7 protein-coding genes are annotated in these 21,198 nt (G+C 69.1%); 5 read left to right on the top strand and 2 right to left on the bottom strand.

Going from position 1 to position 21,198, the window contains the following annotated elements:
- Positions 1-2 precede the first annotated feature (2 nt).
- The 5 genes from ACTWQC_RS11390 to ubiG are packed head-to-tail and all read left to right on the top strand — an operon-like array spanning position 3 to position 16,712.
- Positions 3-8,648: an SDR family NAD(P)-dependent oxidoreductase gene (locus ACTWQC_RS11390; protein WP_443315599.1), complete on the top strand. Its 8,646-nt coding sequence runs from the start codon at positions 3-5 to the stop codon at positions 8,646-8,648.
- 29 nt (positions 8,649-8,677) lie between these two features.
- Entirely contained in the window at positions 8,678-13,756 is a 5,079-nt protein-coding gene (locus ACTWQC_RS11385; protein WP_443315493.1) for a thioester reductase domain-containing protein, read from the top strand.
- Between the two features lie 2 nt (positions 13,757-13,758).
- Positions 13,759-14,325: a flavin reductase family protein gene (locus ACTWQC_RS11380; protein WP_443315492.1), complete on the top strand. Its 567-nt coding sequence runs from the start codon at positions 13,759-13,761 to the stop codon at positions 14,323-14,325.
- A 2-nt stretch (positions 14,326-14,327) separates the two neighbouring features.
- The gene (locus tag ACTWQC_RS11375) at positions 14,328-15,887 is read left to right on the top strand and encodes a 4-hydroxyphenylacetate 3-hydroxylase family protein (RefSeq protein WP_443315598.1); all 1,560 of its coding nucleotides are present in this window, start codon (positions 14,328-14,330) and stop codon (positions 15,885-15,887) included.
- Positions 15,888-15,941: 54 nt separating this feature from the next.
- A complete protein-coding gene (gene ubiG / locus ACTWQC_RS11370) occupies positions 15,942-16,712 on the top strand; it encodes a bifunctional 2-polyprenyl-6-hydroxyphenol methylase/3-demethylubiquinol 3-O-methyltransferase UbiG (RefSeq protein WP_443315491.1) in 771 nt (256 codons plus the stop codon).
- A gap of 61 nt (positions 16,713-16,773) precedes the next feature.
- Here ubiG and ACTWQC_RS11365 read toward each other — a convergent pair whose 3' ends face one another.
- Positions 16,774-17,100, bottom strand: coding sequence for an EthD family reductase (locus ACTWQC_RS11365; protein ID WP_443315490.1), 327 nt, complete (start codon positions 17,098-17,100; stop codon positions 16,774-16,776).
- A gap of 48 nt (positions 17,101-17,148) precedes the next feature.
- Positions 17,149-20,061 carry an AAA family ATPase gene (locus ACTWQC_RS11360; RefSeq protein ID WP_443315489.1) on the bottom strand — a complete coding sequence of 971 codons (2,913 nt, stop codon included), beginning with the start codon at positions 20,059-20,061 and terminating at the stop codon, positions 17,149-17,151.
- Positions 20,062-21,198 lie beyond the last annotated feature (1,137 nt).

Raw genomic sequence — 21,198 nt, 5'->3', positions numbered from 1 at the left:
CCATGGTCAACGAGGACAAGCTCCGTGAATACCTCAGGAAAGCGACCGCCGACCTGCACGAGTACCGGCAGCGCCTGAACGATGCCGAGAACAAGGCCCGTGAGCCGGTGGCGATTGTGGGGATGAGTTGCCGGTATCCGGGTGGGGTGCGGTCGCCGGAGGATTTGTGGCGGCTGGTGTCCGAGGGTGTCGATGCCATCTCGGGGCTGCCGGGGGATCGGGGCTGGGACATCGAGCGTTTGTATGACCCGGATCCGGAGCACCCGGGCACGTTCTACGCCCGCGAGGGCGGTTTCCTTGACGACGCGGGTGAGTTCGATGCCTCATTCTTCGGGATTTCGCCGCGGGAGGCCCTCGCCATGGATCCGCAGCAGCGGCTGCTGCTGGAGACCTCGTGGGAGGTGTTCGAGCGGGCGGGCATCGATCCGGTGGCTGTGCGGGAGAGCCGGACGGGTGTGTTCACCGGGGTGATGCACCACGACTATGCGTCCCGTCTGGACCAGGTTCCCGAGGACCTTGAGGCGTATCTGGGGCTGGGTACGGCGGGCAGTGTGGCATCCGGCCGGATCGCTTACACGCTGGGCCTGGAGGGGCCGGCGGTGACGGTCGATACGGCGTGTTCGTCGTCGTTGGTGGCGTTGCATCTGGCGGTGCAGTCGGTGCGGCAGGGGGAGTGTTCGCTGGCGCTGGCCGGTGGCGTGACGGTGATGTCCACTCCGGCGGTGTTCGTGGAGTTCAGCCGCCAGCGGGGCTTGTCCCCGGATGGCCGGTGCAAGGCGTTTGCCGCGGCGGCGGATGGCACCGGTTGGGGCGAGGGCGTGGGAATGCTGCTCCTGGAGCGGTTGTCGGATGCCCGCCGCAACGGGCATCCGGTGCTGGCGGTGGTTCGTGGTTCGGCGGTGAATCAGGATGGTGCGTCCAATGGGCTGACGGCGCCGAACGGCCCGTCCCAGCAGCGGGTGATCCGCCAGGCGCTGGCGAACGCCCGGCTGGAGACTGGCGATGTGGACGCCGTAGAGGCGCATGGCACCGGGACTTCGCTGGGGGACCCGATCGAGGCGCAGGCGCTGCTGGCCACCTACGGGCAGGGACGTCCGGCCGGTGGGAACGGCACCGGCAGTCCGTTGTGGCTGGGTTCGCTGAAGTCGAACATCGGTCATACCCAGGCTGCTGCGGGTGTGGGCGGTGTGATCAAGATGGTCATGGCGGCGCGGCACGGGGTGTTGCCGAAGACGCTGCACGTGGATGAGCCGTCGCCGCATGTGGACTGGTCATCGGGCGGGGTGGAGTTGCTGGCCGCGGCCCGGCCTTGGCCGGAGACCGGCAGGCCCCGGAGGGCTGCGGTGTCTTCTTTCGGCGTGAGCGGCACCAACGCGCACGTCATCATCGAGCAGGCGCAGCCGGCCGGGGAGATCGAGCCTGCCGACAGCCCGGGAGAGGCTGAGCGGGCAGGAGAGGCCGAGCAGGGCCCGTCGCGTACGGTCCCCTGGCTGGTATCGGCGAAGACGGCGGCCGCGCTGCGCGCCCAAGCAGACCGGCTGCTGTCCTCCACAACACCGGACAACACCCATGTCATCGATGTGGCCTACTCACTGGCCACCACCAGAACGTCACTGGAACACCGAGCAGTCGTCCTGGCCGACGAACGAGACAGGTTCCTCTCCGGCCTCCAGGCCCTCAGCACGGGCACACCGGCCACCAACCTCATCGAAGGCATCGCCGGCAGCGTGCCCAAGCGGGCATTCCTGTTCACCGGCCAGGGCAGCCAGCGCCCCGGCATGGGCCGTGAGCTGTATGAGACGTACCCGGCGTTCGCCGAGGCGTTCGACGATGTCTGCGCGCTGCTGGACAGCAGGCTGGAACTCGGTGTCCGTGAGGCGGTGTTCGCCGAAGCAGGTACGGCGGAGTCGGAGTCGCTGCACCGGACCGTGTTCACGCAGGCCGCCCTGTTCGCGGTGGAGGTCGCGCTGTTCCGGTTGGTCGAGCATCTGGGGGTGCGTCCGGACTATCTGATCGGTCACTCGATCGGCGAGCTCACGGCGGCGCACCTGGCGGGCGTGCTGTCGCTTGAGGACGCCGTTTCCCTGGTGGCGGCCCGCGGCCGGTTGATGCAGGCACTGCCCGCAGGCGGGGCGATGGTCGCGGTCCAGGCGAACCAGGACGAGGTCGTGCCGTTGCTGGCCGGCAAGGAGCACGAGGTCGGCATAGCCTCGATCAACGGGCCTGATTCGGTGGTGATCTCCGGCGACGAGGATGCGGTGACAGCCATCGCCGAGGAGTTCGTGGGGCGGGGGCGCAAGACGAAGCGACTGCGGGTGAGCCACGCCTTCCACTCGCCCCGGATGGAGCCGATGCTGGCCGAATTCCGCCGTGTCGCCGAAGGGTTGTCCTACGGGTCACCGGCGATCCCGTTGGTGTCGAATGTGACCGGCGCCATCGTCGAGGGCGATCACATGTCCTCGCCGGAGTACTGGGTCCGGCATGTCCGGCAAGCGGTGCGGTTCAGCGATGGCATCCGTGCTCTGCTCGACACCGGGGTGACGGCGTTCCTCGAGCTGGGGCCGGACGGGGTGCTCGCCGCCGCCGCGCAGGAGTCGCTCCGCGACCAGTCCGATATGGACCTGTGCGTGGTGACGTCGGTACTGCAGCGAGATCGCCGGGAGACCGCGACGCTGCTGTCGGCACTGGCTGAATTGCACGTCCGCGGTGTGCCGGTGGACTGGGCCCGGTTGTTCGACGGTACGGACGCGCGTCGCGTGGAGCTCCCGACGTACGCCTTCCAGCGCAAGCGGTACTGGCTGGAAAGCTCGGCGCCGAAGACCTTGGCCGGCCGGCAAGGGGTGGAACCTCCGCTGCCCGAAGACGTGGCCGCGGCCGGATCGCCGGTGCGGCGGCTTACCGAATTGCCCGAGACAGAACGGATCACGTTCCTGCTGGAGCTCGTTCGTACCAACGCGGCGCTCGTCCTTGGACACGACGGACTGGACGGAGTCGAGCCCGGACGGGCCTTCCACGAGATCGGCTTCGACTCGCTGACCGCGCTCCAGTTGCGCAACCGGCTGGTCAAGGCCACGGGTCTGGCGCTCCCCGCGACCCTTCTCTTCGACCATCCGACCCCGCTGGCGATGGCCGAGCACCTGCTCACCGAACTGCTCGGTGAGCGCAGTACCGCGGGACCGGCCACCACCGCCGTCGCCCGGGTGTCGGACGAGCCCATTGCGATCGTAGGGATGAGTTGCCGGTATCCGGGTGGGGTGGGGTCGCCGGAGGATCTGTGGCGGCTGGTATCCGAAGGTGCCGAGGCGATCTCCGAGCTCCCCGGGGACCGGGGCTGGGACGTCGAGAGGCTCTATGACCCGGACCCGGAACACCCGGGTACGACCTATGCCCGGCACGGCGGATTCCTCCACGACGCCGGCGAGTTCGACGCCTCATTCTTCGGGATTTCGCCGCGGGAGGCCCTCGCCATGGATCCGCAGCAGCGGTTACTGCTGGAAACCTCCTGGGAGGTGTTCGAGCGGGCGGGCATCGACCCGGCCACCCTGCGGGAAAGCCGGACCGGCGTATTCACCGGAGTTGCCTATCACGACTATGCCGCCCGGCTGTACAGCCGGGTGCCCGAGGAGGTGGAGGGATACCTCGGCACCGGCAGCGCCGCGAGTGTCGCCTCCGGCAGGGTCTCTTACAGCTTCGGTTTCGAAGGCCCGGCGGTGACGGTCGATACGGCGTGTTCGTCGTCGTTGGTGGCGTTGCATCTGGCGGTGCAGTCGGTGCGGCAGGGGGAGTGTTCGCTGGCGCTGGCCGGTGGCGTGACGGTGATGTCCACGCCGTTCTCCTTCGTGGAGTTCAGCCGTCAGCGGGCGTTGGCGGCTGACGGCCGGTGCAAGGCGTTTGCCGCGGCGGCGGATGGCACCGGTTGGGGCGAGGGCGTCGGAGTGCTCCTGCTGGAGCGGTTGTCGGATGCCCGCCGCAACGGGCATCCGGTGCTGGCGGTGATCCGTGGTTCGGCGGTGAATCAGGATGGTGCGTCCAATGGGCTGACGGCGCCGAACGGCCCGTCCCAGCAGCGGGTGATCCGCCAGGCGCTGGCCGATGCTCGGCTGGAACCGGGTGACGTGGATGTCGTGGAAGCGCACGGCACCGGGACCTCGTTGGGCGATCCGATCGAGGCGCAGGCGCTGCTGGCCACCTACGGGCAGGGACGTCCGGCCGGTGAGGACGGCACCGGCAGTCCGTTGTGGCTGGGTTCGCTGAAGTCGAACATCGGTCATACCCAGGCTGCTGCCGGTGTCGGTGGTGTGATCAAGATGGTCATGGCGGCGCGGCACGGGGTGTTGCCGAAGACGCTGCACGTGGATGAGCCGTCGCCGCATGTGGACTGGTCATCGGGCGGGGTGGAGTTGCTGGCCGAGGCCCGGCCGTGGCCGGAGACCGGCAGGCCCCGCAGGGCTGCGGTGTCGGCCTTCGGCATGAGCGGCACCAACGCGCACGTCATCATCGAGCAGACGCAACCAGCCGACCAGGTCGAGCCGAACGACACCCTCGGCCCGGCCGACACATCCGGCCCGGCCGACCGGACGGACGAGACCGAGCGGAGCCGGCAACGGCCGGTGCCCGTCGTGCTGACTGCTCGCGGAGAGACCGCGTTGCGTGCGCAGGCGGATCTCCTTTTGTCCCACCTGGATGAGGACACGCGCGTCCTTGACGTGGCCTTCTCGTCGGTCGCCACCCGTTCGACATTCGAAGACCGGGCAGTGATCGTCGCAGGCGACCGGGGCGACCTGCTGCAGGCACTGACAGCCCTGGCCGGCGGTGAGCCTGCACCCAACCTCGTACGGGGCACAGCGGGCAGCGAGCCCAGGACGGTTTTCGTCTTTCCGGGGCAGGGGTCGCAGTGGGTGGGGATGGCGCTGGAGTTGGTGGAGTCCTCGCCGGTGTTCGCGGAGCGGATGCGGGAGTGCGCGGCGGCGTTGGCGCCTTTCGTGGACTGGGATCTGTTCGAGGTGCTGGGGGATGCGGCGGCCTTGGAGCGGGTGGATGTGGTCCAGCCGGCGTTGTGGGCCGTGATGGTGTCTTTGGCGGCGTTGTGGCGTTCTCACGGGGTCGTGCCGTCGGCGGTGGTGGGGCATTCGCAGGGGGAGATCGCGGCTGCCTGTGTCGCGGGGGGCCTGTCGTTGGAGGATGCGGCGCGGGTGGTGGCGCTGCGGAGCCGGGCGATCGTACGGCTGGCGGGCTCTGGGGGCATGGTGTCCGTGGGACAGTCGGCCGAGAATGCCGCCGACCTGGCTGACCGGTGGAACGGACGGATTCAGGTGGCGGCGGTGAACGGCCCTGCCGCAACGGTGGTGGCCGGTGAGCCGGACGCGTTGGACGAACTGGTGGCGGCATGTGAAGCCGACGGCGTTCAAGCGCGGCGCATTCCCGTGGACTATGCGTCGCACACGTCGCATGTCGAGGCCATCCGCGAGGAACTGCTGGAGACGCTCTCCTGCATCGCCCCGCGGACCTCGGAGATCACCTTCTACTCGACCCTGACCGGAGGCCGGTTCGACACCGCGGGCTTGGGCGTGGAGTACTGGTACGACAACCTTCGCGACACGGTCCGGTTCGAGCAGGCCACCCGGCAGCTGATCGAGGACGGCTACGGCCTGTTCATCGAGGCCAGCGCGCATCCCGTGCTCACCATCGGCCTTCAGGACATCCTCGACGACACGGGCGCGAGCGGCAGCGCCGTCGGCTCGCTGCGCAGGGACGAGGGTGGATGGAACCGGTTCCTCACCTCGCTGGCCCACGCCCACGTCCACGGCGTGTCCGTCGACTGGAGGGCGGCCTTCGACGGGACCGGTGCCTGCCGGGTGGACCTGCCCACGTACCCCTTCCAGCGTCGGCGCTACTGGCTCGATGCGCCGCAGGCGATCGGGAACGTGGCGGCGGCAGGGCTGGCCCCCGCGGATCACCCGCTGCTGGGTGCGGCGACCAGCCTGGCCGACGGGGACGCCCACCTGTTCACCAGCAGGCTGTCCGTGGCGACACATCCCTGGCTGGCGGATCACAGCGTCTGGGACTCGGTGCTGTTGCCGGGCACGGCTTTCCTCGAGCTGGCACTGCGGGCGGGCGAGGAGGTCGACTGCGACCTGGTCGAGGAGCTGACCATCAAGGCGCCGCTGGTGCTGCCCGACGACGGCGCGGTGCAACTGCAGGTCGTTGTGGGAGGCCCGGACGAGACGGGCAGGCGGCCGGTGACCGTGCACGCCCGGCCGGAACGGGACTCGGCGGACGAGGAGTGGACCTGCCACGCCGGCGGTGTGCTGGCACGCGACAAACGCCCGGCGGCGCAGGCGCTCGACGTGTGGCCCCCCGCCGGCGCCGAAGAAGTTCCGGTCGGTGACCTGTACGAGCGCCTCGCCCGGATCGGGTTCACATATGGTCCGATGTTCCAGGGGCTGAGCGCGGTCTGGCGCCGGGACGAGGAGGTCTTCGCAGAGGTCCGCTTGCCGGAGGAGATCCAAGGCGAGGCTGCCGAGTTCGGCCTGCACCCCGCGCTGCTGGATGCCGCGCTGCATACGATCGTTCTCGCGGGCTTCGGCGGCGAGGACAACGCGGGACGGCTGCCGTTCTCGTGGAATGGAGTGTCCCTGGCCGCTGCGGGGGCTTCGGTGCTGCGCGTCCGGCTTGTGACGGCCGGGAACGATGTGGTCTCGCTGGTGATGGCGGACGAGACCGGTCGACCGGTTGGCGCGGTGGACTCCCTCGTGGTCCGGCCGGTCTCGTCCGAACAGCTGAGTGCTGCGACGGGTGCGGCAGGCGCGGCCCTGTTCCGGGTGGACTGGACGGAAACGGCGGTCTCACCGGTGGCGGACGGCGAACCCCTGACGGTGCACCCGGATCTGTCGTCGCTGAGCGAGGACGTGCCGGACACCGTCGCGGTGCTCGCCGGGACGGACCAGGACCATGACCAGGACCTCATGGCGCGGGTTCACACGGCAACCCACCGGGTATTGGCGCTGACCCAGGCCTGGCTCGCCGACGAGCGCTTCGCGTCATCCCGCCTGGCCGTGGTGACCAGGGGCGCGGTGGCCACGGAATCCGATGCGGGCGGGCCGGACCCGGCGGCCGCCGCGGTCTGGGGCCTGGTGCGGTCGGCGCAGTCGGAGAACCCCGGCAGGTTCGTCCTCGTCGACATCGACGACCCGCAGAGTGGGCACGAACTGCTCTCCGCGGCGGTGGCGTCCGGCGAGCCGCAGTTGGCGGTGCGGGGCGGCACGGTCCTGGTGCCCCGGCTGTCGCGGCTCGCGGTGGCGCCGGACGAGCAACCCCCGCCCTGGGATCCCGAAGGCACGGTGCTGATCACCGGTGGCACCGGAACCCTCGGTGGTGTACTCGCCCGGCACCTCGTCGCCGAACGCGGGGTGCGGCGGCTGCTGCTGACCAGCCGACGGGGGCCGGCTGCCGAGGGTGCTCCCGAGCTCACCGCGGAGCTGACGGCACTGGGCGCGAGCGTGACGATCGCCGCCTGTGATGCCTCCGACCGGGAGGCGCTTGCCGAACTGCTGGCACAGCAGCTGAGCAAACATCCGCTGACCGCCGTGCTGCACCTGGCCGGGACGCTCGACGACGGCGTGATCTCCGCACTCACCCGTGAGCGGATCGATGCGGCGTTGCGCCCCAAGGCCGACGCCGCGATGAATCTGCACGAGCTGACCAAGGATCTCGACCTCTCCGCGTTCGTGCTGTTCTCCTCGGCGGCAGGCACGTTCGGCGGTCCCGGCCAGGCGAACTACGCAGCGGCCAACGCCTTCCTCGACGGCCTCGCCCAGCGACGGCGAGCCGACGGTCTGCCCGCGGTGTCCCTGGCCTGGGGGCTGTGGGCGCAGGACAGCGGCATGACGGGGCACCTCAGCGAGATCGATCACAGCCGGATGGCCCGCAGCGGCGTACGGCCGTTGACCTCGGCGGAGGGCATGGCGCTGCTGGACACGGCTCTCGGGGTGGACGACCCCGTGGTGGTTCCGATGCCCCTGGACACCGCGAGCCTGCGTGCCCAGGCGACGGTCGGCACGATCCATCCCTTGCTGCGTGGACTGGTCCGCGTTCCGGTGAGCCGCGGCACGCGTCCGGCGAGCGTCACGGGTGAGTCGCTGGCCCAACGCCTGCGTGGCGTACAGGTGGCCGACCGGCAGCGGGTCCTGCTGGACGCGGTCCGAGCGGAGGTCGCGGGAGTGCTGGGACACACCAACCCCGCGCTGGTGCGGGCCGGGCAGACGTTCAAGGAGACCGGCTTCGACTCCCTGACTGCGGTCGAGCTGCGCAACCGGCTGTCGACGGTCACCGGGCTGCGCCTGCCGCCGACTCTGGTCTTCGACCATCCCAGCCCGGCCGCGCTCGCCGATTACCTCCTTCCCGAGCTCCTCCCGGAGGCCGCGGCCGTCGACAACCGAGAGCCCGACGAGGACGAGTTGCGCAGGCTGCTGGGTTCTGTGCCACTGCAGCGCTTCCGGGAAGCCGGCGTGCTGGACGTGCTGTTGCGTCTCGCGCGTTCGAGCGGGGACACCACGGCCGAGGACGCGGCAGTCGATGAGCGGGCAGCGATCGCCGAGATGGATTCCGAGGACCTGGTGCGCCACGTGCTGGGCAGCAGCGCGTCCTGATACACCCCGTCGGACTTGGAGGAGGACACATGGCTACGTCCAACGATCAACTTGTCAAAGCCCTGAGAAAGTCGGTCGAGGAGAACGAGCGGCTGCGGCGGCTGAACGGCGAGTTGACCGCGCGATCGACCGAGCCGATCGCGATCATCGGGATGAGTTGCCGGTATCCGGGTGGAGTGCGGTCGCCTGAGGATCTGTGGCAGTTGGTGTCGACGGGCGCGGACGCGATCGAGGAATTTCCCACCAACCGGGACTGGGACGTCGAGCAGCTCTATGACCCGGACCCGGAACACCCGGGTACGTCCTACGCCCGCGAGGGCGGTTTCCTTTACGACGCGGCCGAGTTCGACCCCTCGTTCTTCGGGATCTCCCCGCGTGAGGCGCTTGCGGTGGACCCGCAGCAACGGCTGTTGCTGGAGACCTCGTGGGAATCCCTGGAGCGGGCCGGGATAGACGCGTTGTCGCTGCGGGGCAGCAGCACCGGTGTCTTCACCGGGGTCATGTACGACGACTACGCCTCACGTCTGTTCCACCGGATACCGGAGGAGGTGGAGGGATACCTCGGCACCGGCAGCGCCGCCAGTGTCGCCTCCGGCCGGATCGCGTACACGTTAGGGCTGGAAGGCCCGGCGGTCTCCGTGGACACAGCCTGTTCGTCGTCGCTGGTGGCGCTGCATCTGGCGGCGCAGTCACTGCGGCAGGGGGAGTGCTCACTCGCGCTGGCCGGTGGTGTGACCGTGATGTCCACCCCGGCGGTGTTCGTGGAGTTCAGCCGTCAGCGGGCGTTGGCGGCCGATGGCCGGTGCAAGGCTTTCGCCGCGGCGGCGGATGGCACGGGGTGGTCCGAGGGCGTCGGAATGCTGCTGTTGGAGCGGCTGTCGGATGCCCGCCGCAACGGGCATCCGGTGCTGGCGGTGATCCGTGGTTCGGCGGTGAATCAGGATGGTGCGTCCAATGGGCTGACGGCGCCGAACGGCCCGTCCCAGCAGCGGGTGATCCGGCAGGCGCTGGCCAGTGGCGGCCTGTCCGCTTCGGATGTCGATGTGGTGGACGCACACGGCACCGGGACTTCGCTCGGCGATCCGATCGAGGCGCAGGCCCTGCTGGCGACGTACGGGCGGGACCGGCCGGTGGGTGGGGACGGCGCCCCGATTCCACTGTGGCTGGGATCGCTGAAGTCGAACATCGGCCATGCGCAGGCTGCTGCCGGTGTGGGCGGTGTGATCAAGATGGTGATGGCGTGCCGGCACGGGGTGTTGCCGAAGACGCTGCACGTGGATGAGCCGTCGCCGCACGTCGATTGGTCGTCGGGTGCGGTGGAGTTGCTGGCCGAGGCCCGGCCGTGGCCGGAGACCGGGAGGCCCCGCAGGGCGGCGGTGTCCTCCTTCGGTGTCAGTGGGACCAACGCGCACGTCATCATCGAGCAGGGACAAGCGGAGGACGAGCCCGAACCGAGCGCCGAGCCCCCGGTCTCCGCCGTGCCTTGGCTGCTGTCCGCCCGCGGCGGTCAGGCGCTACGCGCCCAAGCGGTGAATCTGCTGGCCCACGTGGAAGCTCATCCCGAAGCGCGCCCGGTGGACATCGGCTTTTCCTTGGTCGCCACGAGGTCCGCACTCGAGGACCGGACGGTGGTCGTCGGGACCGACCGGGACGGCTTGCTGGCAGGCCTGACCGCCCTGGCCGACGGTGTGCCCGCGGACAACGTGACCACCGGCGTCGCCGACGTCGAGGGAAAGACCGTCTTCATCTTTCCGGGGCAGGGGTCGCAGTGGGTGGGGATGGCGCTGGAGTTGGTGGAGTCCTCGCCGGTGTTCGCGGAGCGGATGCGGGAGTGCGCGGCGGCGTTGGCGCCTTTCGTGGACTGGGATCTGTTCGAGGTGCTGGGGGATGCGGCGGCCTTGGAGCGGGTGGATGTGGTCCAGCCGGCGTTGTGGGCCGTGATGGTGTCTTTGGCGGCGTTGTGGCGTTCTCACGGGGTCGTGCCGTCGGCGGTGGTGGGGCATTCGCAGGGGGAGATCGCGGCTGCCTGTGTCGCGGGGGGCCTGTCGTTGGAGGATGCGGCGCGGGTGGTGGCGCTGCGGAGCCGGGCGATCGTACGGCTGGCGGGCTCTGGCGGCATGGCGTCCGTTCAGGAGCCGGTCGCGCGGGTTCGGGCCCTCGTCGCCAGATGGCCAGGCCGAGCCCACATCGCCGCGGTCAACGGTCCCTCGGCGACCGTGGTGGCCGGTGAGCCGGACGCGCTGGACGAGTTGGTCGCTCATTGCCGTGCTGGGGAGATCAATGCACGCAGGATCCCGGTGGACTATGCCTCGCATTCACCGCAGGTCGAGCAGATCCGCACCGAGCTGCTGGACGTCCTGCACGGGATCAGCCCAGGCCCGGCAGAGCTGCCGTTCTTCTCGACCGTGGACGGGAAGTGGATGGACACCAGCGTCCTCGATGCCGAGTACTGGTATCGCAATCTGCGCCAGACGGTGCTGTTCGAGCCGGCCATCCGGGTGCTGGCCGAGCAGGGGCACGGCGCGTTCGTCGAAGTCAGCCCTCACCCCGTACTGACCACCGGCCTGCTGGAGACACTGGAGGACCCGGAGGACGCGGCCCCGGCCGCCGTGGTGGCGGGGACGCTGCGCCGAGGGGAAGGCGGACCGGCACGGTTCCTCACCTCGCTGGCCGACCTGCACGTCCGTGGCGTGCCCGTCGACTGGGGCGCATTCTTCGCCGGAACCGGTGCGCGTCACGTAGGGCTGCCGACGTATGCCTTCCAGCGCAGCCGGTACTGGCTTGAGGCCGCGGCTCCGACAGGAGGAGATGCGGCGGACCACCCGCTGCTGGGTGCGCCGATCGGCCTCGCCGGCGGGGACCAAGTCCTGTTCTGCAGCCGGCTTTCGGCGCGGACTCCGCCCTGGAGGGCCGACGACGGCGTGCTGCCGGGCACGGCATTCGTCGAGCTCGCGGTGCGCGCCGGCGATGAGGTGGGCTGCAGCATCGTCGAGGAGCTCACGGTCGAGGCCCCGCTGGTGCTGCCCGAGCGTGGTGCCGTGCAGGTGCAGGTCGTCGTGGACGGCGTGGACGACTCGGGGCGACGGCCGGTCACCATGTACGCGCGCCGTGCGGACACCGATACCCAGTGGACCGTTCACGCCAGGGGCATGCTGGCCGCTTCGGCGCCGACCGCCCCCTTCGACCTCACCCAGTGGCCGCCGTCGGACGCGGCCCCGGACGGGGAGCCGGGCGTGTGGAGGAGGGGTGAGGAAACCTTCGCCGAGGTCCGGCTCTCACCCGAAGCCGAGGACGAGGCCGGGCGGTTCGGTCTGCATCCGGCCCTGTTGGACGCGGCACTGCGCGCCGTCGCGGGCGACGGGTTCTCCTCTTCCTGGCAGGGTTTCTCGCTGGCCGCGACGGGTGCTTCGGTGCTGCGGGTACGTTCGCTACCGGCGGGGACCGACGCCGTATCACTGTTCGTGGCGGATGGGATCGGCCTGCCGGTGGCCTCCGTGGAGTCCGTGCTCCTGCGCCCTCTCGAGGTCACGCCGCCGAGCCAGGACGCAGCGCCGCCCCGACGCACGTGCACTCCACAACGGCGCGCCGCACAGTCGGGCGGAGCCGCGGATTCGCTCGCGGAACGGTTGCGCTGCCTGACCGTCAAGGACCAGCAGCGGCTGCTCGTGGAACTCGTGTCCGAGAACGCGGCGAAAGTGCTCGGACACGCAGGATCCACGGTCGAAGCAGCCCACTCCTTCACGGATCTGGGCCTCGACTCGCTGATGTCGGTCGAGCTCCGCAACCGCCTGTCGGCTGCGACCGCTCTGCGGCTGCCCGCCACTGCGGTGTTCACCCATGTCACACCGGCCGCACTCGCCGAATATCTGCGTACGGAGCTACTCGGCGCGACTCCGGAATCCGCGCAGCCACCGACGCCCCCTGCCGGCTTCGACGCCGAGGTGACGTTGGCCGACGACGTGCGTCCGGCCGCGGAAGTCGTGCCGTTCGTGAGCGACCCTCGGCACGTCTTCCTGACCGGCGCAACGGGTTTCCTCGGGGCGTTTCTGCTGCGCGATTTGCTGCGGGCAACCACCGCGACGGTGCACTGCCTGGTGCGCGCCGACACGGAAGCCGCCGCCCTGGACCGGCTGCGTGCCAACCTGGAGTGGTACGGGCTCTGGGAATCCGTGGACAGCGGACGGCTCTCGATCGTCCTCGGCGACCTCGCCCTGCCGCAGCTCGGCCTGTCCGCCGTGGAGTTCGACGCGCTGGCTCGCAGGGTCGATGTCGTCTACCACGCGGGATCGGCGGTCAACTGGCTGCTGCCCTACGCGCAGCTGAAACAGACCAATGTGGCCGGAACCCAGGAGGTGCTGCGGCTGGCGGCGCTGCATCGCACCGTGCCGGTGCACCACGTGTCGACCACGGGCGTATTCGCCCACCCGGCACCGGACGGCGCACCGCTGGAACCCGATGACGTCACCGGTCCGGCCGCGGCACTGGCGACCGGCTACCAGCAGAGCAAGTGGGTCGCCGAACGGGTCGTGCTGCTGGCCAAGGAGCGCGGCCTGCCGGTCCACATCTATCGCCCCGATGTGGTGTCCGGAGACCAGGTCACCGGTGCCTGCCAGACCAGCGACTTCACCTGGTTGAGCCTGAAGGGCTGCCTGCAGGCCGAAGCGGTGCCCCAGGACGCGGCCGCGCTGTTCACCTTGACGCCGGTCGACTATGTCAGCGCGGCCATCGTGGCGTTGTCCCGGCGGGCGGAGTCCCTCGGGGCGACGTTCCACCTGTACAACCGAGAACCGGTCAGCCTCGGCGACATGCTGGAGCATCTACGGTCACTGGGCTACCGCATCGCCCCCCTGCCGAGGGAAACCTGGAACGAGATCGTTCAGTCCGACGGGCACAACGCGGCCCTTCCCCTCCTCGACGTCTTCAACGACCTCACCCGCGCAGGCGAGGTCCGCCACCTCACGTACGACGTCACCGGCACGGAGCTCGCGCTGGGCGAGTCCGGCATCGTGTGCCCGCCGATCACCAGGGAAATCCTCGACGCCTACGCCCGGTTCTTCATCCGGACCGGCTATTTCCCGGCCCCGGCCCCGGATTCGGCCCGGGAGTAGGAATGGGCAACGATTCCCGGCGGCTCCGCGACTGCCTCGGTCGTTTCGCCACGGGCGTCACCGTGGTCACCTGCGAGGTGGACGGCGAACCCCACGGGGCGACCGTCAACTCCTTCACCGCCGTGTCGCTCGATCCGGCGCTGGTGCTGGTGTCGCTCGACCGCAGGGCGAAGGCGTGCCGGTACCTGCGCGGGCGACCGTTCGCCGTCAATGTGCTGCGCGCATCGCAGGACGAACTCGCGTTGCACTTCGCGGGCGCCCACGGCAGGCCGACAGTGCCGGTTCAGTGGGAACGGCCGGCCGGCGGAGCGGCGCCGAGGCTGCGCGGCTCGCTCGCGCACCTCGTGTGCCGCCCGTGGCGCAGCTACGACGGCGGAGACCACGTGCTCTTCCTCGGCCAGGTCGAGGAACACGCGTTCCATCCCGGCGATCCACTGCTGTTCTACCGAGGAGATTTCCGTCAACTCGGGCCCATGGAGGAACCGGCGCCGTGGCTCGGCTCGGCCGACTGTCCCGACCTCCGCTGGCTTCCGGAACTCTCCGACTCAACAACAAGGAGCACCACGTGACCATGCAGGAAGAACAGGCGTCACCGGAGCCGGCCGCGGGGCGGACGACGCGGCCGCTCACCGGTGACGAGTACGTCGAGAGCCTCCGCGACGGCCGCGAGATCTGGATCTACGGGGAGAAGGTCACCGACGTCACCACACATCCGGCGTTCCGCAACTCGGTGCGGACGGCCGCCCGGCTGTACGACTCGCTGCACGATCCCGACCGGCAGGTGGTGTTGACCGCGCCGACGGATACCGGCAGCGCGGGCTTCACCCATCCCTTCTTCCGCACGCCCCGCAGCACGCAGGACCTGATAGCCGACCGGGACGCCATTGCCGAGTGGGCGCGGATGACCTACGGCTGGATGGGGCGCAGCCCGGACTACAAGGCCGCCTTCTTCGGCACGCTCGGAGCCAATGCCGACGTATACGAGCCCTTCGGGGACAACGCGCGGCGCTGGTACGCCGAGTCGCAGGAGAAGGTCCTGTACTGGAACCACGCGATCGTCAACCCGCCGGTGGACCGGGACCTGCAGCCCCACGAGGTCAAGGACGTCTTCGTGCACGTCGAAGAGGAGCGGGACGACGGCCTGATCGTCAGCGGCGCGAAGGTGGTCGCCACCGGCTCGGCCATCACGCACTTCAACTTCATCGCGCACTACGGTCTGCCGGTCAGGCAGAAGGAGTTCGCGCTCGTCTGCGCCGTGCCGATGGGCGCGCCGGGCCTGAAGCTCATCTGCCGCCAGTCCTACGCGATGAGCGCCGATGTGATGGGCAGCCCCTTCGACTACCCGCTGTCGAGCAGGTTCGACGAGAACGACACGATCTTCGTGCTCGACCGCGTCAAGATCCCGTGGGAGCACGTGTTCAGCTATGGGGACCCGGAGGCGGTGAACACGCTGATCCCGAACTCTGGGCTGGTGAACCGGACGACCTTCCACGGCTGCACGCGTCTGGCGGTCAAACTCGACTTTCTCGCCGGTCTGCTGATGAAGGGGGTGGAGGCCACAGGAACCAAGGACTTCCGCGGTATCCAGACCCGGGTGGGCGAGGTGCTCGCCTGGCGCAACCTGTTCTGGGCGCTGACCGACGCGATGGCGAACCGGCCCGACGCCTGGAAGGACGGCGCCCTGCTGCCGCGCCTGGACTACGGGATGACCTACCGCTGGTTCATGACCGTCGGCTATCCGCGGGTCCGGGAGATCATCATGCAGGATCTGGGCAGCGCCCTGATCTATCTGAACTCCAGCGCCAAGGACTTCGGCGTCCCCGAGCTGCGGCCCTATCTCGACCGCTATCTCCGTGGGTCGGGCGGCTACGACTCCGTGGAGCGAGTCAAGCTGATGAAGCTCATCTGGGACTCCATTGGCAGCGAGTTCGGCGGCAGGCACGAGCTGTACGAGCGCAATTACTCCGGCAACCACGAAGGCGTACGCGCCGAGCTGCTGTTCGCCACCGAGGGGTCCGGTGCCGCGGGCACGATGCGGGGCTTCGCCGAGCAGTGCATGGCCGAATACGACCTCAACGGCTGGGCTGTGCCCGATCTGATCAACCCCGGCGAGACGGACCGCCTTCGCTGACCGCATTCGCACATCTTGGCTTCACATACGGCTTCACACCTGGAGAGGGTTCGCATGGCAGTCGACAACGAGATCTACAACGAGCCGGGCCTGTGGTGGGACGACAACCAGCCCATGGCCACGCTGCTGGCACTCACTGTCGCGCGGTTCGATTACTTCCACGAGGCCCTCGGCAAGCACGGGGTGAACCTCGCAGGCGCCCGCGTGCTGGATGTCGGCTGCGGGGGCGGCCTGCTTGCCGAGGAGTTCGCCAAGGCGGGCGCAGCGGTGACGGGGGTCGACCCCTCCGCCGAGTCCCTCGAAGCGGCGCGGATGCACGCCGCCCCTTCCGGACTGAAGATCGACTACCGCCACGGCACGGCCGAGGAGCTGGCCTTTCCGGATGCCTCTTTCGACCTCGTCTACTGCTGCGACGTCCTGGAGCACGTGTCCGATGTCGATGCGTCGGTCGGCGAGGCGGCTCGGGTTCTCAAGCCAGGCGGGTACTACCTGTACGACACGATCAACCGCACGCTCCGGTCCAAACTGATCATGATCAAGCTGTTCCAGGAGTGGGAAGCATTCCGCTGGGCACCGCGTGACCTGCACGACTGGGACAAGTTCATCAAGCCGGCCGAGCTGGCGGAATCGCTGCGTAGGCACGGGCTCGACAACGTGGAGTTCGTCGGGTTCGGACCGGAGGTCAATCCGTTCAAGGTCCTCAGACTGCTGCGTCAGCGGGTCCGGGGAGAGATCAGCTATGGCGCGATGGGCAGGCACATGAAGATCAGGGCGTGCGCGGACACCTCCGGCGGATACGGCGGCCACGCCCGCAAATCCGGCTGAACTGAGCGATGAGGGCCCTGCCTGAGCACAGGCAGGGCCCTCACGGCTGGGCAGCCGTCCGTCAGGAGGGGACTGCCTCGTCGAGCACATCGCCCCGCAGAAGGGTGACCCCGCCGGTGGCGAAGTTCGCCATATCGGCCTGAGCCGCCTGGCCTTCCGGGCTGTTCAGCACGGCATCGAGGGTCTCGGCCGAGTCGGCGACCAAGTCGACCTTGACGTAGTACGGCGGCGGAGTGCCGTCGGGCAGCGGCACCAGGCGGGTGGCCGTCCCCCTGCGCAGACCCAGGCCGATCACCTTCATCGCCAGCGGTGCGTGCACGTTCTGGAAATGAGCGTCGAACGCCTCGGGGTCGGTCGGGTGTCCGTACAGACAGGTCAGTATGTGCATGGCAGTTCTCTTTCCTTCCTTCGTGGTTTCCCTCGTTGACGAGGCGGGTCAGGGTGTGTGCTCCATGTCCGGATGCAGCGAGGCCGGAAGGTCCTTGCGGTGCTTGACATCGAGCTTGCGGTAGACCCGGGTCAGGTGCTGCTCCACGGTGCTGGCCGTGATGAACAGCTTCCCGGCGATCTCCCGGTTGGTATGGCCGGCCACGGCAAGTGCGGCCACCCGGCGTTCGGCATCGCTCAGCGCGGCGATCCGGCGGGAGGTCTCCGAGCCTGCCTGGGCTGTGCGATGGGCATCCGGCGGGTCGGGGAGCAGTTCCTGGAACAGCGGTGCGGCCTCGCACTCCTTGGCCACATGCCAAGCCCTGCGCACCATCATCCGCGCGCGCCGGTGCTTGCCGAGCAGGCGGTAGGCGCCGCCGAGGTCGGCGAGCGCGTGGGCCAGTTCGTACCGGTCGGCGCGGTCCTCGAGGATGTCGATGGCCTCGGTGAGCACTTGCGGCCGCAGGCGCGGCTCGCTGCAGTTCGCCAGCAGCCGCAGGGACAGCCCGCGTGCGCGGGAGCGGTCCGTGCCCAGCCGCGACAGCTGGTCGTTGACCATCTGCCGTGCCTGGTCGCGATTCCCGAGGCGCAGCCAGGCCTGCGCGGCGCTGGTCCGCCACGGCACGAGCCCGGGGGTGTCCAGGCCCCAGGTCCGCATCAGCTCGCCACAGGTCAGGAAGTCGGCCAGAGCCGCGTGGTGCCGATCACCTGCGAGGTAATGCTCGCCGCGGGCGTGCAGGTAGTGCAGTCCGAACCGGGTCCGGAACATTGCATCGGGGACGGGGCGGGCCAGGTAGCTCCCGGCCTCCTCGTACCGGCCCATCCGGGTGCTTGCCAGGATCGCGCAGCTCAGTGGCTGGGCGATGTTCACCCCCCATGAGCTGGGAGACATCATGTCGAGCGCTGAGGTGGCCCTGGCCAGCGCGGTGGGGAGGTCACCCTGCCGCAGTGCGATTTCTGCACGCGCACCGGTGAAGATGGCCTGCCAGGCCACAGCGCCGTGGGTCCTGGCCTCGGCCGTCAGCCGGTCGCACCAGGGGCCCGCTGTGTCCCCCCGGTCGGTGTAGATCAGCACCATCAGCGCGAGCAGCGCTGCTTCCGGCGCCCACGGCGGCTCGTCGTCCAGGCGTGCGTTCTGCAGAACCTGCTCGGCACGGCTGATCGCCTCGCTGTCGTGACCACGGGCGAGCACGGTGGCCAACGCGGACGCCGACTGCGTCCACGGAGCCATCTTGAGTGTCACCAAGGTGTCCTGCTGCTTCGCCGCCATGGCCGCCATGGCCGGTTGGTGGCGTCTGCGGGCCAGAGGCGGGTGCGAGCAGACCAGCCACAGTTCGGTGCCGTGCAGTTCGGCGTCGGCTTCCACATGCTGCCCTGCGGGCGCCGTCCGCATCCGGTCGAGAGCTGCGACAGCGTCGTCGACGTGGCCGTGCCAGATCAGCTGCCGGATCAGCGCGCTGATGTCGCGGTGGCCGAGATGGCCTGCCCGCATCGCCTCGCAGAGCGGGCCAAGGTGGCGGGCAGCTGCGGACGGGCTCGTTCGCCACTCCGCCTGTGCGAGTCCGGCCCTGATCGCAGCTCGGTCGGCCACGTCCGCGCAGGACCGATGGGCCAGCCTGAGGCAGTCGACGGCTAACTCGACATCGTTGTCCATCATCGCCTGCCTTGCCGTCTGCCGGAGTAGGGGCACCGCCCACTGATCGCGGGCGGGCAGCGATCCGGCCAGCAGGTGGCGAGCGACCACCTCACCGGGCGCCCCCTGGTCGTACAGCATCGGCGCGGCACGGACATGCAGGTCGCGGCGGTGTTCAGGGGACAGATCCTTGAGCACGGCGGCCCGGGCAGCGGGATGCCGGAATCGGCCGTCGTCAAGCAGCCCTGCGGCGTTCATGGCCTCTAACGCCCTGACCGCCACGCTCACGTCGGCGCCGATCAACTGGGCGATGGCAGCAGGCGTCGCGCATGAGCCAAGCACCGCGAGAGCGCGCGCGGGATGCAGCAGCGCCGTCTCGCAGTGATGCAGACAGCTCAGCAGAGCCTGGCCGAACGCAGGGCCCGGCACGATGTCCCCGGTGTGCGAGCGCCAGGAGCTGCCCTCGAGCAAGGCGCGGACCAGCAGCGGGTTTCCGCCGCTGATCGCGAGGACCGGTGCAGCCAGCCGCCATGCCGTCAGGTGGCCGTGGCGTTCGCCGAGCAGCTGGGCAATGCCGCGCCGGGACAGCGGCCCGACCGTAATCCGTTCACAATGCAGTTGGCGGAGCAGTTCGACACGGAGCGGCGAATTCCCTGGCCGTAGGTGCGCATTCTCCGTCAGCACCATCAGAACGCGTGCCGAGCGCAGCCGGCGGACAAGGTACAGCAGGCCTTCCAGAGAGGCGGGATCGGCGAGGTGGATGTCGTCGACGGTCATCAACAGCGGTGTATCCTCGGCCAGTTCGAGCAAAGCCAGGCACAGTCCTTGCAATGCTTGGGCCAGGGCGAGGTGGGCGGTCCCGGATTCCGCGCCCGAGGCGGATATCGCCGATGCGGCTTTGTCGAGCAGCCGAGTGACCGGCCTTCTGACGTCAGAGGGCAGCGCACCATTGAGCACGAGCTGACTTAACACAGCCAGGGGGAATACGTGTTCGCCGCGCGCACAGGTAGCGCTGAGAACCAGCGGACCTGACGGGGTCGAGCGCTCCATGAAGGTCTGCAGGAGTTCGGTCTTCCCGCTGGTGACCGGTCCGCTCACCAGAGCGACCCGCCCTCTTCCGGCCAGGGAATCAGCCAGCAGCCGGTCAAGACTGGCTAATTCCTCGTCCCGTTCAACCAATTTCGTTTTTCCAGCAGTGAGACAGGCCAGGGCCACCGGAGGCCCTGTCACAGGAGCGGCTGCGGCCGGCGCACCTGACGGAAGCGCGGCGGATTGAACGGCAAGGGGCATGGAGCGGGGCATAGAATCCTCGTCGAATCAGATGCCTTGGTTTTGATGGACTGGGCGCAGGGCAATTGGCATGCGCAGTCGCGGGATTTTTCTGCGTCCACCCCCTTGCCTACCGGCCGCCACCATCGCCGGTGGCACGGCCCCCGCTCCAGGCTCCATACGCGACCACCGCGTATCCGCACGTTGGTCTCCATTCACATCGCTTGAGGGGCCATTTGAATGTGGTCCCGAGGACATGCGCGGATCCCCTCATCGATCGGTCGTGTGGCATAACTGCGCCGGTATCAGCGAGACGCAGCGCCTTTCGACGGTCGGTGATCGTTCTTGCGGAGGGCTTGTGGACTGGTTGCGCGAGTAGCAAGTCGTGGGTTACGGCCGCGGCGGCGTGTTCAGTTGCCCGTCGTCGTGAATGTGACCGGGGGAACACAGGAAAGGACAGAGAAATAGGCTGTTGCTGGAGGACGACCGGCTGCTCGCGTTGAGCGCCTGTGCGAGGGGATTTGGGAGAGCGACCTGTCGTCCGGTGGCGTGTCGACCGTGCAGGCACACCTCGCCCTGGTGAGTGAGCCACCAGGCTATGCGCTGCTCGTGCCCGCCGAGGCACGGGGCACCGTGCGCTCCGAATAAAACGTGCAGGGGGCGCGGCGCTTGAGATCCAGCCGAGACCGGTGGCTCCTCCTCCACCGCCTTGCCGACGCGCTGGATGGCTTGCCCGACGTGCTGGATCTGTGCTGGACGAGGTCCTCGTGGGGTCCATCTTCGCAGGTGGTAGCCCTGTGTCTGATGTCCCGCTTCAACGTTTAACGCCGGTCGGCCCTCTCTTGAACCGAAGAAGGCGCAGGTCAGGGGCGATGGGCTGGTTTGCTCGTGGGTGGTCTCACTGCGTTCCGCTGAATTTCTGCTGGATGACCTGACGCTTCGTCAGGGATTTCTGTGCAGGTCAGTGCGTGTGAGGTCGGCGTCTTTGCATTGCGTCCGGAATACGACGCTGGAGCCGTGCTGGATGCCGTGATCTTTACGGGGGATCGGCTGTGGGGAGTGGGCGGATGCCAGGGCCGGCCCTTGGGCGCCTGGGTCCGTCCGTGGGGTGGTGGCGGCTGTTGAGTGGGACCCGGCGCACCGGGTGGACCCTTTGGA

It is taken from the genome of Streptomyces sp. 8N616 (assembly GCF_052246385.1).
Lineage (GTDB): Bacteria > Actinomycetota > Actinomycetes > Streptomycetales > Streptomycetaceae > Streptomyces.
Note: the sequence above shows the minus strand (reverse complement) of the source record. Positions and strands in the feature narration are given on the sequence as shown.